Source organism: Paenibacillus massiliensis subsp. panacisoli DSM 21345, from assembly GCF_000426545.1.
Lineage (GTDB): Bacteria > Bacillota > Bacilli > Paenibacillales > Paenibacillaceae > Paenibacillus > Paenibacillus panacisoli.
Window position 1 is genome coordinate 24,424 of sequence record NZ_AUFO01000010.1, and the last position, 14,738, is coordinate 39,161.

Here is a 14,738-nt window from a genome sequence, read left to right on the forward strand (position 1 = left end):
ATCATGATCAGGTAGGAGGACCTATATTGGATTACAAACAGTTCATTCGGGTAATTCCCGATTTCCCTCAGCCGGGGATCAGCTTCAAAGACATTACGACCTTGATGAGAGACGGAGGTATCTACCGTCAAGCCATCAATGATATGAAAAAGATGGTTGAGGAACTGAAGATTGATGTGATTGCCGGACCAGAGGCACGCGGCTTTGTAGTGGGAGCACCACTTGCATATGCTCTGGGTGTGGGATTTGTGCCGATTCGTAAGAGTGGCAAGCTGCCAGGTCAGACGATTGAAGCGGATTATGCTTTGGAGTATGGCAAGGATAAGCTCGCAATGCATAGCGATGCCATTGAGAAGGGGCAAAATGTGCTGATTGCAGATGACCTGCTCGCTACTGGTGGCACGATCGCGACCTCAATCAATCTTGTTCAACAGCTGGGTGGTAATGTTGTAGGAGCTGCATTTTTCATTGAACTGCTTGAACTGAATGGACGTGCCAAGCTTCCTGATGTAGAAGTGTTCACCTTGATGACTTACTAAGTCACCAGCATTTTTTGCTCTGCGAGCAGCCTGTTACTCCTTCAGCTTAGGAGAAGCATGGTCTGTGCAGGCGACAGGTAAGTAGCTGTGAGTATGTGAGACGCACCAGTGACTTTTCCCGGGAAATAAGGGGAATGATCAGTTGGTAAAATACGTCTTTCGTTGTACGGCACCGAAGATAGGATATGGAAGTATACACAGGCTTGAGACGTCTTCTTGCGGTTACTGAAGGAATCAGCGTTGCTGATAACCTTATATTCTATATGAAAAAGGCATCCCTCGAACCAGACTTGCTGGCTTGAAGGATGCCTTTTGGCATATATGAGCTAGGGTCAGGCATATGCTGCCACTGAATGAATGATGATAACATCAGTATGTCTGGATAGACGTACTATATCAATCTGGAGTCTTCTCTGTTAGCTTCTCATCCGGGCCATCGTTGGATAGTCCCGTGATCTCAATAAGCTTGAAGATCAGACTCAGTGCGATACCTACAATCGTAGCCAGTGCCATTCCTTTAAGCTCTACGGCTCCAAGCGTCAGTTTTACACCACTGATTCCCGTAATCAACACAATGGTTGTAAGGATGATGTTGCTCGCTTTGGAAAAATCAACTTTCTGCTCTACGAAGATGCGCAGGCCTGAGGCTGCAATGACACCGAATAGCAGGAGTGATACGCCGCCCATGACAGGAGAAGGAATATTCATGATCAGAGCCGAGAATGTACCGGAGAAGGACAGCAGGATTGCAATAATTGCTGCACCGCCGATAACCCAGACGGAGTAGACCTTCGTCAAAGCCATGACGCCGATGTTCTCACCATAAGTGGTATTCGGAGTCGAACCTACAAAGCCTGACATGATGGTGGATACACCATTACCTAGCAGGGAACGATGCAGACCAGGGTCCTTGGACAGATCTTTGCCGACGATGTTGCTTGTTACCAATAGATGCCCGATATGCTCTACGATGACTACCAGCGCTACCGGAAGGATGGTTAGAATAGCCGACATGTTCCATGTAGGTGTCGTTACCGTTGGCATAGCGAGGAAGGAAGAGTTAGCGATATTTGCGGTGTCTACCATTCCCATGTAATAGGCCAGTATATAGCCGACCACAATGCCAAGTAGAATGTGGATGATTTTGGCGAATCCGCGGAACAGAACAGCGCCGAGTGCAGTTACGCCAAGGGTAATCATGGACAGGATAATCGTCTTGGAATCAGGTGTCCATGGCTCTAACGGATTGGAGTTGATCAGTCCGGCCATGCCTGCTGCTACTGGCACGAGCTCCAGGCCGATCAGAGCGACGATGGCACCCATGACCGCAGGGGGAAATACAACATTCAGCCAGTTGGCCCCAGCGAGCTTGACGATCAGGGCGACGATGCAAAATACAACACCAGTCACGATAAAGGCACTTAGTGCCATGGAGTAGCCGTTCTCGGGATTCGCAGCCAGCACCAGGCCGACAGGGCCAATGAATGCAAAGCTAGAGCCGAGATAGGCAGGTATTTTACCACGACACAAGAATAGATACAGTAGGGTACCAATTCCGTTCATCAATAGAATCATACCTGGATCGACGCCGAAAATGGTTGGCACCAGCACCGTACTACCGAACATGGCAAAGAGATGCTGCAGACTCAGTAAGAATCCCGGCACCACGGGAAGCTTCTCATGCACTTGAATTTCACGTTGCAACTTGGGTTCACTCCTAACATTATTCGCTACATTGTTCGCTCTGTGAGCGACCAGTCATTCTTATATACATTAATGAGTTTCGTCAAATTTAGCAATAACATTCTTCCAATGCTTGCAGGCAGTTGACGTTAGAGCTTACAAGCGTCATAATTAGAGGAAATTACTTATGCGGAACCTGTGCGATCAAGAATTACGTCGGGTTCCATTTTGTATAGAAAGGACACGGAATAGAGCAGAATGGGCATTGAGCAATTACTTGAAAAGGCCGGAGCCTATATCAGACAACCTGATCTTCTTCGCATACGGGAAGCTTATGATTTTGCAGACCAGGCTCATCATGGCCAGACGCGGAAGTCCGGAGAACCTTATATTTTGCACCCGCTGGCGGTAGCAGATATTGTCGTAAACATGCAGATGGATACGATGTCTATTATTGCTGCTCTTTTGCATGATGTGGTTGAGGATACGACCGTCTCTCTGGATCAGATTCGCGAGCGCTTTGGCGATAATTGCGCTATGCTCGTCGATGGCTTGACTAAGCTTGAGCGTATTCAGTTCCGTTCCAAAGAAGAGCAGCAGAACGAGAATTACCGCAAAATGTTCATTGCGATGGCACAGGATATTCGTGTCATTGTCATTAAGCTTGCTGATCGACTGCACAATATGCGGACCCTCAAGTACCAGTCTGAGGAGAGTCAGCGCAGAATTGCTTATGAGACACTGGAGATTTTCTGTCCGATCGCGAATCGGCTCGGGATCTCGGCCATCAAGTGGGAGATGGAGGATATCGCCCTGCGATATCTGAATCCGCAGCAGTATTACCGAATTGCGAATTTGATGCACAAGAAGCGCGCAGAGCGTGAGCAATTCATTGATAATGTCATTGCGCGAATCAGTGAGAAGCTGGGTGAGATGGGCGTTCATGCGGACCTGTCTGGTCGTCCGAAGCATATTTATAGTGTCTTCAAGAAGATGACCACCAAGAACAAGCAATTCAACGAAATATATGATCTGCTGGCGATTCGTATTATTGTGGATAATATTAAGGATTGTTATGCCACGCTTGGCATTATTCATACCTTGTGGAAGCCGATGCCTGGGCGCTTCAAGGATTATATTGCTATGCCCAAAGCGAACATGTATCAATCATTGCATACCACGGTAGTAGGACCTAACGGAGAGCCTACCGAGGTGCAGATCCGCACATCGGATATGCATCGTACTGCAGAATTTGGTATTGCGGCACACTGGGCATATAAGGAAGGCAACAATGCGAACGGCAATCTGGAGGATAAGATTACATTCTTCCGAGAGATTCTGGAGCTGCAAAATGAAGCGAAGGATGCTTCCGAGTTCGTAGAGTCGCTCAAGATGGATTTCTTCTCTGATCTTGTATTCGTATTTACACCCAAAGGTGAGGTCATCGAGCTGCCAGCCGGATCTGTGCCGCTCGACTTCGCCTATCGTATCCATACAGAGGTCGGTAACCGAACAATTGGTTCCAAGGTGAACGGAAGAATTGTTCCGCTTGATTATCGGCTGAAGACCGGAGATATCGTGGAGATTATGACCTCCAAGCATTCTTATGGCCCTAGCCAGGACTGGCTGAAGATTGCCCAATCCTCTCATGCGCGCAGCAAGATCAAGCAATGGTTCAAGAAGGAAAAGCGCGAGGAGAACATGGAGAAGGGTCGCGAGAATCTGGAGCGCGAGCTGAAGCGCATGGGCATCGAGCCATCTGCCTGGATGAGTGATGACAAGCTTCAGGAAGTAGCGACAAAGTTCTCGTTCCATGACGTGGATGACATGCTATCAGCCATTGGCTTTGGAGGCATCACAGCCGCTCAGGTATGTACCCGTCTGACTGAGAAGCTCCGCAAGGAGCAGGAAGAGGCCAAGCTGCTGGAGCTGACTTCAGAGCTTAAGGAGATCAAGCCAGCGGCGGAGCGCAAGAATCGCCCGACGAATGGCGTGCGCGTGAAGGGCATAGACAATCTGCTGGTGCGTTTTGCACGCTGTTGCAATCCGGTACCAGGCGACGAGATTATCGGTTATGTCACACGTGGTAGAGGTGTCTCTGTCCACCGTACAGACTGTCCTAACATTCCAAGTGGTGAAGGTGAAGAGCAGGCTCGGGTCATTGAGGTCGAGTGGGAAGAGGAAGTAGAAGCGAATTACAGCGTTGATATCGAGATCACCGGACATGATCGCAACGGACTCATGAACGAGGTACTGCAGGCGATCTCGGAGAGCAAGACCGGCCTCGCGGCGGTAACCGGACGCTCAGACAAGAACAAGATGGCGATGATGCATATTACGATTCTGATCCGCAATACAGACCACCTGCATTCTGTGGTGGAACGGATCAAGCGGGTCAAGGATGTGTATACGGTGCATCGGATCATGCAATAGTTGAATTCAGGAGCATCCTGCAACGGCTGTGGTAGCTATGAGGAGCCGGCATGCAGTATGAATACTGAATTGAAGCAGGGATATCCCTTGATTATGTAGCAATTGCAGAATGGAGTAGCAATACTGATGAAAATTGTGATACAGCGTTGTAAACGGGCCTCTGTCACAGTAGATGAGCAGGTAGTAGGACAGATCGAGCAGGGACTGATGATTCTTGTTGGCGTGACCCACGAGGATACTGAGGCAGATGCTGTATATTTGGCGGACAAGGCAGCAGACCTTCGGATCTTCGAGGACGAGCAGGGTAAAATGAACCACAGCGTCCTTGACATCGGTGGTGCTGTGCTGTCAGTCTCCCAGTTCACTCTTTATGGGGATTGTCGCAAAGGCAGACGTCCGAACTTTATGGCTGCGGCCAGACCAGAGCCTGCTGAGCAGCTCTATGAGGCGTTCAATCGGCAGCTACGTAGTCGTGGACTAACCGTCGAGACGGGCCGCTTCGGAGCCATGATGGATGTCTCTCTCACGAACTGGGGACCAGTTACGCTGATTTTAGATAGCCAGGCATAGGTCTTGCAGGATAGTTGTTGAGGTACCTGTAGTAGCATTAGATAGCGTTCACACTGTCAGAAACGGAGAAAGCCTCCAGCTGACAGGCTGTGGACGCTTTTGCATATATAGATAAGTATCCTTCGAATGCAATGTAAGACTCTGAAGCTGTAATCATGTGTGGAGATCTATGATGAAATCACTTGGAGGGGAAGCAGATTGACGCTACAGCAGTTGAAGTATGTTATTGAGATTGCCACACGAGGCTCCATGAATGAAGCTGCCAAGCGGCTATTCGTGTCTCAGCCCAGTCTGTCGAATGCGATTCGTGAGTTGGAGCAGGAGCTGCGAATCACGATCTTTGAGCGCACCAATAAGGGCATCTCGCTGTCGAAAGAAGGCGTTGAGTTCCTTAGCTATGCTAGGCAGGTAGTGGAGCAGGCAGAGCTGCTAGAGGGCCGCTATCTTAACGCTAAGCCTTCACCACAGCACTTTGCTGTGTCCACTCAGCATTATGCCTTTGCCGTGAACGCCTTCGTCAAGCTGGTGCAGGAATACGGACAAGAGGAGTATGAGCTGGCCTTGCGGGAGACCAAGACCCATGAAATCATTCAGGACGTACGTACTCTGCGTAGCGAGATCGGCATACTGTATTTGAATGAATTCAATGAGAAGGTAATGAGGCGTCTGCTGAAGGATGCTAATCTGGAGTTCCACAGTCTGTTCATTGCGAAGCCGCATATTTTCATCAGTGTGAACAACCCGCTCGCTAAGCAGGATGTGGTCAGTATTCATCAGCTTGAGCCTTATCCCTACCTTTCGTTCGAGCAGGGCGAGTATAACTCCTTCCATTTCTCCGAGGAGATTCTTAGCACGCTGTCCCACCCCAAGAGTATTCGTGTGAATGATCGGGCAACATTGTTCAATCTTCTCATTGGTCTCAATGGCTATACCATATCTACGGGGGTGCTGAGTGCTGAGCTGAACGGACGGGATATTATTCCTGTACCGCTGGACTGCGAGGAGACGATGAATGTGGGCTGGATTAGCCATAAGAGTGCGGCACTATCCAAGCTTGCTACGGTATATGTCGAGGCGCTGCGTGAGGCAGCCTCCAATCCAATATAAAGTAACCAAGGGTGAAGTCTGAGTCTTATGCTACATGTTAAGATAAGAGAATCTATAAGTTCTTAGCGGATCTGAACAATTCGATGATCGTAGGGAAGAGCTTCAGCCAAAGAATCTGTTCTTAATAGAGCACAGACAAATAAGATAAAGCCGTACAGGGCAGCTCCTTATCGCATATAGCGTGAGGGGGTGCCCTGTTCCTGTTGCCCGAGGCGGAAATATGGAGATTTCTGCAAGAATTCACTTGTTATAAAACAGTCTTAAGAGGGTAATACAAGAAAGTGGTTACTATACCGGAGAGGAGAGCTGATCATGAGCAAAATCGCATTCTTATTAGCTGATCAATTCGAGGATTCCGAGATGCAAGTTCCATACGATGAAGTAAGGAAGGCCGGTCATGAAGCTATTATCATTGGCCTGAAACAGGGTGAGAGCTTAACTGGTAAGAACGGCAAAGCGACCTACACGACAGACAAGGCGATTAGCGAGGTGCAGGCGGCTGATTATGATGCCGTAGTCATCCCAGGTGGATCATCCCCAGAGAATCTGCGCCTGAATTCGGATATTCTGACATTCGTCACAGAAGCGAATGCGGAGAAGAAGCCTATTGCTGCTATCTGTCATGGTCCACAAATTTTGGCTAGTGCAGATCTTCTGAAGGGACGCACCATCACTGCATATCCTCCACTGAAGGACGATATGATCAATGCCGGAGCAGAGTTCAGAGATCATGAGGCTGTTGTGGACGAGAACTTCATCACGTCACGTACACCACAGGATGAGCCAGCCTTCGTACGTGAGATTCTTAGGGCACTGTAAGTATATCTAACAGTTTCGCAAGAGCTTCACAGCATACGGGAAGCAGTAAAGCAAACGTCAGACAAAATCCAGAAGGAGGGGTTTGACATGTCAAAGTTAATTCAGGCTTATTTCCGAACAGAGGATGAGGCAGAAGCCGCCAGGTATTCACTGCAGGCATACCAAACGAGTGACGTGGAGGTAGGGGCGCTGGAAAGTGCGCTAGGCAGGGATAAGAGGCTACTCATTCCGATTGTTCCTTATAACACTACCGGCTCCATGACTGGAGGGGCTGTGGGAGGCATCTCTGCACCAGGCTCCACAGGACCGGATTCTGTATCTGTTGTGAATACTAATGATTTCAAAGAAGCCAGAAGTCGTGATGATGATCGGGATGATGAGGTGTCATCCAATCCGGTGCTGCTCGATGCGGATGATGTGTATTCCTCAGAGCACAATGATGATCTGCGCTATGTGCTATCCGTCAAGGTCGCAGAGAGCGATTATGATCAAGTCGTAAGCAAGCTGCGGGCAGGTCATGCGTTCATTGAGAAATTTGATTAAGATGCAGTATAGACATAATACGCCGGGAGGACTGCGCATGTCGCCGTTTTCCCGGCTTTTCCGTGTATGCCCAGCATATAATGACAAAATCTCTATCTGTAATACAAATGTAATATTAGCATCACAGTCCGTTAACATATCGTGTCTATAATAAGAGCATGACCCCCTTTTAATATACCTTTTGGACCTGCGGACCGTTTCCGCAGGTCTTTTTTTTAGTCATATAATCATGTGGGGGGAATAATGAGTAAGAAGGGGTTCATGCTTTGAGCTTTATAATCAGACCTCCAGATTTGCCAGAATGTCCTCCATCTTCTTCAGCTTGCGATAGACGGCAGAGCGGTCAATTCCTAGCTGTCTGGCTGCTTCGGCACTATTGCCGCCACAGACCTGCAGCATCTGCTGAATGTATCGTCCCTCGGTTAACGCCGTATATTCCTTTAGCCCGTTCAGTCGACTGCGGTTGGCCTGGATGAAATGATCCAGTGTGAACCAGTCTGTGACCTGCTCGATGGGCTGCTGCTGGCATAGCCCCGTCTGATCTGTTACAATCAGTCGTTCGATATAATTGCGAAGCTCGCGTGCATTTCCGTGCCATGGCTCGGCTAGCATTGTTTGAAATTCATCGGCTGGCAATACATACTTTTTGTCATACACCTTATTGAAATGAGCAATAAAGCTGGAGATCAGTCCGACGAGATCCAGTCTGCGACTGCGCAGCGGCGGGATATGGATCGGGATAACATTGATTCGATAGTACAGGTCCTCGCGGAACAATCCTTTTTTCACCATATTCCACAAATCACGATTCGTAGCAAAGATCATCCGACATTGAATCGGGATAGCCTCGGTGCTCCCCACACGTCTGAACTCCCCACGCTCAAGCACATCAAGCAGCTTGGCCTGTATTTCCACTGGCAGCTCAGCGACCTCATCAAAGAACAGTACGCCGCCTCTGGCTACCTCAAACAAGCCCTGCTTCTCATCCATTAAGCCGGGCATCGCCCCCTGAACATATCCGAACAGCTCATATTCGAATAAGGCGGCTGGAATAGCGGCACTATTAATTGGAATGAATGGACCGTTCCACTTCGTGCTCTGGCGGTGAATATATTTGGCAATGACTGACTTGCCTGTCCCCGATTCACCCAGAATCAGTACCTTGCTATCGTAAGAGGCAATCTGGTCACACACCTGAATAATTTGCTTCATCGCCAGACTCTCCGCAACGACGCCATTATTCTTGAGTACAGAGGCGGCAGTGGCTGAGCGTTTGCTGTTCTCATGGGCAGGTGGTAGCGCAGTCCCAGCAAGGATGGAGGATCCTCCTCTATAGCCGCTGGAGCTGGTAACGATTAGCTGCACCTCACCTGTATTATCGAGAATGGGCACAGCTGTCGACTTGACCTTGAAGCCTTGTACGGTATTAATATATTGAGTCACCTTCTGCTTGGACTGAATCGCTTTCATCGTGATAGATTCACTGTAGTAGCCTGCTTTCACGAGGTCCTGCACATTGTAACGAAGCAGCTCATCAAGCGGGATACCAATCGTCAAGGCGGTGAATTCATTGGAGATCAGGATATTGCCTTTCGCGTCTGTGACGAACAGCGTGGCAGGAGACTGGTTGCTACCTCCGGGGGCTCGTTTATCTGTATGTCTGGTCATGATCGATCAACTCACTTTTGTATAATCGAAATAATAGCTGGTTATCTCCTTGATTATACCTTACTATATGGCCTCTGTAGAAATGAACAATAGAGCTATTAGAAAGGCCGGATCATCTCCTGCAAAGAGGGATACACCCGGCCTTTCATTGTCACATTGGAATGGTTACACGGATGCTACCTGCTCACCGGTAATCTGAGTCTGTCCAAGACGATTTAGCAGTTCTTGTGCTTCGTTGAACATGGTCGTAATCATTTGCTCGACCGTAGTTATCTCGTTACACAGGCCGCAAATTTGTCCAGCCATGACCGAACCGCGATCAGTGTCACCTTCGAAGACGGCTTTGCGCAGAGAGCCAAGGCTGATCTTCTCCAGCTCCTCACGGGTGGCATGCTCCTGCTCCAGCTTCAGATATTCAGCAATCATGCTGTTTTTAATGCTGCGTACAGGCCCGCCAAGGCTACGTCCGGTAACTGTAGTGCTGGTATCGTCAGCGTCGATGACAGCTTGCTTGAAGTTGTCATGTGTAGGACATTCGACGGTAGTAAGGAAGCGAGTCCCGACCTGGACACCTTGGGCACCCAGTGCAAAGGCAGCTGCAATGCCACGCCCATCGGCAACGCCACCTGCGGCAACGACAGGAATGGACACACTACTAACGACCTGTGGAACGAGTGCCATCGTAGTTGTCTCACCGACATGACCACCAGCTTCGGTACCTTCGGCAACGACAGCGTGCACGCCGAGAGCCTCCATTTTTTTCGCAATCTTGACAGAAGGAATAACGGCTATTACTTTAATGCCATGCTCCTTGAAGATCGGCATATACGGGGCTGGTGTACCCGCGCCAGTCGTCACGATCTTGACTTTCTCCTCGACGATAACCTCAATCAATTCGGGAATGTTATGCATCATTAGCATCAGATTCACGGCAAACGGCTTGCTGGTGGCTGCACGAACCTTGCGAATCTCTTCACGAAGCACCTCAGCGGACATCCCGCCAGAGCCAATAATGCCAAGTCCGCCAGCATTGGATACAGCACTTACGAGTGGTTCACGGGCAATTTGGGCCATAGCGCCTTGGAAAATAGGATATTTAATACCAAGCAGTTGTGTAATAGTCATGATTAGTTCCTCCAATAATCTTATTATAATATGTGATCCATCAATAGGATTCAGAGTCATACAGTCATACAGAGTCATACAAATTATAATTCACATTTCATAATTCATATTCCTGGCTCAAGCCCATATTTCTAGCTAAATAGCTTCTTAAAGCAGATCATGCTGCTTCGACAGTGGTAGGTGCAGGTCTATTGCTACTCTCCAAAGCTTTGTAGAGGAAGGTCAGCGCGAAGCCTACCAGGGCAATGACGAGCGCGATGTAAAAGGCGTTGGTGAACATGCCGTTATTCGCCGCTGCGACGGAATTGGCAATTCGCGGTCCGAAAAAGGCAGCACCCGAGTAGCCGATGAAGGTTACGCCATAATTGACACCGTAATATTTCATGCCGAACTTCTGTCCGACGATCGAAGGGAAGACACCCATCGTGCCGCCGAAGCATAGGCCAATGCCGATAATGGCGACGGCAAAGCCAGCGACAGAGCTGGACAATGCCAGCGTCAGCATCATGACAGCAATCACAAGGTAGATCATCATGAGACAGCGTAATTGGCCAATTCGGTCCGATACGGCTCCCCAAAAGATGCGTCCCAGGCAGTTACTAAGGGAGTAAAGACTTACGAACAGAGCGGCTACACCAGCGGACAGACCGAACATTGTCTGGCCAATGACCGAGGCATTGGAGGTAACCATCATACCGGATAAGGCACCAATCAGGAACAGGCAAGCAATGACGTAGAACAGTGGCTGCTTAAGCATTTGTCGCCAGTTCAGATTGACTGAGCCTGGACGTGCGCCTGCTGTCTGCGGTGGTGACCAGCCAGCAGGTGTGTACCCTGCCGGACAGGCTTTGGTGAATAGTCCGCCAGCCATAATGACGATCAGGAAGGCTGTGCCAAGCATCATCATAGTTGTCTGCACGCCAGAGCTAGTAATCAAGGCATTCGCCAGCGGAGCGATGATAATCGTACCGCCGCCATAACCTGCGGTTACAATCCCGGCGGCGAGGCCACGCTTATCCGGAAAGAGCTTCACGGTATTCCCGATGGTAGCTGAGTAGACGATCCCCTGCCCGAGGCCAGCGATCACCCCGTAGGTCACATAGAGCATCCAGGGGGCTGTGGCAAGACCTGACAAGATGAAGCCAAGTCCAAACATCGCGCCGCCGAGGAAGATCGCGGTTCTTGCCCCACCCCGGTCTACGAGCTTCCCGCCCAAAATCATCGGGATGGGTGAAATGGCACCATTAATCGTAAAGGCCATCATAATTTCAGGCATGCTTGCCGAGAACACTTTACTGAGTGGAAGTGCAAAAATACTGAAGGCATAAATAGAGCCGACGCAAATATTGATCAGGGTCGCGGCGATTAGAATGCGCCAGCGATTCAATTGTACATTTTCCATAGGATGTTGGTCCTTTCTGATGCAGGATCAGTGCGGGTGAAGAGAGGGCAATGCTCCCGCTATTAATTTCGCTATATCATGACTTTCATTCATTCGATCATTCATCTCTGTCAGTCCTTGTGATCAGTTGATACTTCTGACAAGTGCCTATATTCTCTTGGCCTGCGCTTATACAGTAGCCACAGCATCTAGTATCTCATGCTTCGCTTGCTCGCTACCCTTGGCTGTGATCACGTCACGCAGCTTGCCCCAATGCTCACAGAACATAGCGGCATCCATTTCCTTCAGCTTTGACGAGATGACAGGCATGAACTCCATCTGATCGAGAATTTGGGTCTGTAAATCAATGCCAGGGGCGATCTCTGTTAGTGTCATTTTTCCATCCTGCAGCTCAAATACCGCACGTTCTGTCACATAGACGACCCGCTGCTTGACCTTAGTGGCGTAGGAGCCGCTGAAGGTAATTTGTTGGACCTTCTTCAGGAATTTCTTGGCTTTACCCTCTTGCACGATCTGAAGCTTGCCGTCCTCAACAGCAATTTGCAGCCCTCCCGCGGTGAAGGTTCCAGCAAAGACGAGCTTTTTGGCCGATTGCGAAATGTTGATAAATCCGCCGCAGCCTGCTACACGGGTACCGAACTTGCTGACATTGACGTTCCCGGATTCGTCGGTCTGAGCCAGCCCCAGCACGGAGAGATCAATACCGCCGCCGTCGTAAAAGTCAAACTGGGACACATGATCCACGATGGCCTCGGAGTTGTAGGCATGCCCAAAATCCTTGATGCCTGCTGGGACACCGCCGACCGAGCCTGCCTCGGTTGTTAGAATTAATTGGTCACTGACGCCTTCCTCTGCGGCCACTGTAGCTACACAGACCGGAATGCCGACGCCAAGATTAAGCACTGTATTTGGTACCAGCTCGGCAGCCGAGCGACGTGAGATAATTTTACGCTCGTCGAGTGGGATCACTTCCATGGCATCCATCGGTACCTTCACATGCCCGGCGAAGGCAGGATTGTATTGCGTATTTTCGGTCTGGAAATGATTTTGCGGTTCGGAGATGATCAGATGATCGATCAGGATACCAGGCACTCTGACATCCTTTGGATGCAGTGTACCGTTCTTGGCTACGGTCTCTACCTGAGCAATCACGATACCGCCAGAATTGCGCACGGCTTGAGCAATCTGCAGAACCTCCATATGCAAGCCTTCCTTTTCCAGCGTCAAATTTCCATTTTCGTCAGCCACAGTACCACGGATCAATGCGACCTGAATTGGGAAGCTCTTATAGAACAGCCATTCTTCGCCTTCCAGCTCAATCAGCTTGACGATCTCCTCTGTCGTACAGGCTGACATTTTACCGCCTTCTACACGAGGATCGACAAAGGTCTCCATACCAACCTTGGTGATGACTCCTGGACGCTTGGCCGCAATTTCACGGAATAGCTGTGTAATTACGCCTTGTGGCAGATTGTAGGCTTCACATTTATTGTCCTCGATAAGCTTAGCCATAGCGGGGGATGCAATCGCGATGCCACCGATCCAGCGTTTGATCAGACCTTCATGGCCCAGATGACTCATTCCCTTGGTCCGGCGATCGCCAACCGCACTGGCATGAACGACTGTCAGGTTACGAGGATGACCAGATTCCAAGAATCGTTCTTCAATGGCGATGCCCATTTCCTCAGCCCAGCAGGAGAGACCGAAGCCGCTTGCGGCTATGGTGGCTCCATCCGGAATTAGTGCTGCTGCTTCACTCGCTGTAATGATTTTGGACATGAGTGTTCACTCCCTCGATGAGATAAGATGTTGAGATGAATTGAATGAATAAAATAGAAGTAACCTTGATTAAAAGTTGTATCTAAGTGCTGGCATACTGCTACGTAATAGGTAATCTGCTGCATGAGGCAAACTTTCTGGTCTCATGTGCAGGCTCATTGGCGTCATTACGGAATAAGTAGACAAATAAGAAAGTAGACTAATAGAAAAGTAGATTAAGTAAGTCTCGCATTATTTTGTGAAAACATTCACTTTCACTCCGGAATTACTTGTGATTACTTTCACTTGAATCATAGTGCGTGTTTTTTTTCTCGTCAACAGGGGCCTAATTGCTCCGGAAAGAGGTGAGAAAGTGTAGCAAAATTGCGAATAGAATGAAGGTGAAGAGGTCGAAAAGCACAGAATAGAGAAGGGGAATTCAGGATGGCAAGGAGGGAAGCATAATGGGGATGTATACTATAGAGCTTCAAAACGAGACTTAGAGGCATCAATGTCTTGGCCTAATAAGGGGAATTCAGTAGAGCTGAGTGAGAGTCTGGAGAAGCTCATATTTGATTTGCAAAAATGCTACACTTTCTTGGGCTTGTGAGATTCGACGATGGGTGGGGGCGCCATTAGACCTGGCGGATACGGGCCATATTCAGCTGAGTCAGGATGTATAAGCCGTACACATAACGTTACAGGTAACATGACACAATACATACGTGTACTCATAGCTAGATGAGAAGACTGCTTGGACCAATCACCGAGTGCTGCATGTGGCTCGAAAAGGCCAAAAAAAAATTTATGTTATGTGTGACGGGAGTTTTTTTCGCAATTTTGCTACGTTAGACTTTTTCGGGAATGGAATTACTTAACTGCTCGACTCTGGGGCCATTCAGCGATTACAGTCCGTCCCAAGGCTACGAACTACGTACCCGGCTTCTCTATAAGCATGATTTAGTCGGCCCTCAAACTATGTCACAAGCTATCTCCCTTGCAGGACACAGTAAGGAAAAGGTACGTTCTAGGAACTGCAATCACTGACTAATCGTTCTAGCATCTATGACATGGATCTAACATAAAAAAAC

At 49.0% G+C, this 14,738-nt stretch carries 11 protein-coding genes; 6 read left to right on the forward strand and 5 right to left on the reverse strand.

The features are described 5' to 3' along the window. Nucleotides 1-26 precede the first annotated feature (26 nt). A complete protein-coding gene (locus K331_RS0108395; protein WP_018887748.1) occupies nucleotides 27-539 on the forward strand; it encodes an adenine phosphoribosyltransferase in 513 nt (170 codons plus the stop codon). A gap of 396 nt (nucleotides 540-935) precedes the next feature. On the opposite strand, the gene uraA is transcribed toward K331_RS0108395, so the two are convergent. Next, the gene (uraA, locus tag K331_RS0108400) at nucleotides 936-2,243 is read right to left on the reverse strand and encodes a uracil permease (RefSeq protein WP_028589941.1); all 1,308 of its coding nucleotides are present in this window, start codon (nucleotides 2,241-2,243) and stop codon (nucleotides 936-938) included. A 237-nt stretch (nucleotides 2,244-2,480) separates the two neighbouring features. Here uraA and K331_RS0108405 point away from each other — a divergent pair, with 237 nt between their 5' ends. The 5 genes from K331_RS0108405 (at nucleotide 2,481) to K331_RS0108425 (ending at nucleotide 7,694) form a co-directional block, all read left to right on the forward strand. Beyond that, nucleotides 2,481-4,655: a RelA/SpoT family protein gene (locus K331_RS0108405; RefSeq protein WP_028589942.1), complete on the forward strand. Its 2,175-nt coding sequence runs from the start codon at nucleotides 2,481-2,483 to the stop codon at nucleotides 4,653-4,655. Nucleotides 4,656-4,781: 126 nt separating this feature from the next. Further along, entirely contained in the window at nucleotides 4,782-5,225 is a 444-nt protein-coding gene (gene dtd, locus K331_RS0108410; RefSeq protein ID WP_028589943.1) for a D-aminoacyl-tRNA deacylase, read from the forward strand. Nucleotides 5,226-5,423: 198 nt separating this feature from the next. Next, complete coding sequence (locus K331_RS0108415) at nucleotides 5,424-6,332, forward strand: LysR family transcriptional regulator (protein ID WP_028589944.1); 909 nt, start codon at nucleotides 5,424-5,426, stop codon at nucleotides 6,330-6,332. 312 nt (nucleotides 6,333-6,644) lie between these two features. Further along, nucleotides 6,645-7,151, forward strand: coding sequence for a type 1 glutamine amidotransferase domain-containing protein (locus K331_RS0108420; protein WP_018887753.1), 507 nt, complete (start codon nucleotides 6,645-6,647; stop codon nucleotides 7,149-7,151). A gap of 87 nt (nucleotides 7,152-7,238) precedes the next feature. Then, on the forward strand, nucleotides 7,239-7,694 hold the full coding sequence (locus K331_RS0108425; protein WP_028589945.1) for a hypothetical protein: 456 nt from the start codon (nucleotides 7,239-7,241) through the stop codon (nucleotides 7,692-7,694). Nucleotides 7,695-7,973: 279 nt separating this feature from the next. On the opposite strand, the gene K331_RS0108430 is transcribed toward K331_RS0108425, so the two are convergent. The 4 genes from K331_RS0108430 to K331_RS0108445 all read right to left on the reverse strand — a co-directional run bounded on the left by K331_RS0108430 (nucleotide 7,974) and on the right by K331_RS0108445 (nucleotide 13,668). Further along, nucleotides 7,974-9,362 carry a sigma-54 interaction domain-containing protein gene (locus K331_RS0108430; protein WP_028589946.1) on the reverse strand — a complete coding sequence of 463 codons (1,389 nt, stop codon included), beginning with the start codon at nucleotides 9,360-9,362 and terminating at the stop codon, nucleotides 7,974-7,976. A 165-nt stretch (nucleotides 9,363-9,527) separates the two neighbouring features. Next, a complete protein-coding gene (locus K331_RS0108435) occupies nucleotides 9,528-10,487 on the reverse strand; it encodes a nitronate monooxygenase (RefSeq protein WP_018887756.1) in 960 nt (319 codons plus the stop codon). Nucleotides 10,488-10,644: 157 nt separating this feature from the next. Then, nucleotides 10,645-11,889 carry an L-lactate MFS transporter gene (locus K331_RS0108440; protein WP_028589947.1) on the reverse strand — a complete coding sequence of 415 codons (1,245 nt, stop codon included), beginning with the start codon at nucleotides 11,887-11,889 and terminating at the stop codon, nucleotides 10,645-10,647. Nucleotides 11,890-12,057: 168 nt separating this feature from the next. Next, the gene (locus K331_RS0108445) at nucleotides 12,058-13,668 is read right to left on the reverse strand and encodes an acyl CoA:acetate/3-ketoacid CoA transferase (protein WP_028589948.1); all 1,611 of its coding nucleotides are present in this window, start codon (nucleotides 13,666-13,668) and stop codon (nucleotides 12,058-12,060) included. Nucleotides 13,669-14,738 lie beyond the last annotated feature (1,070 nt).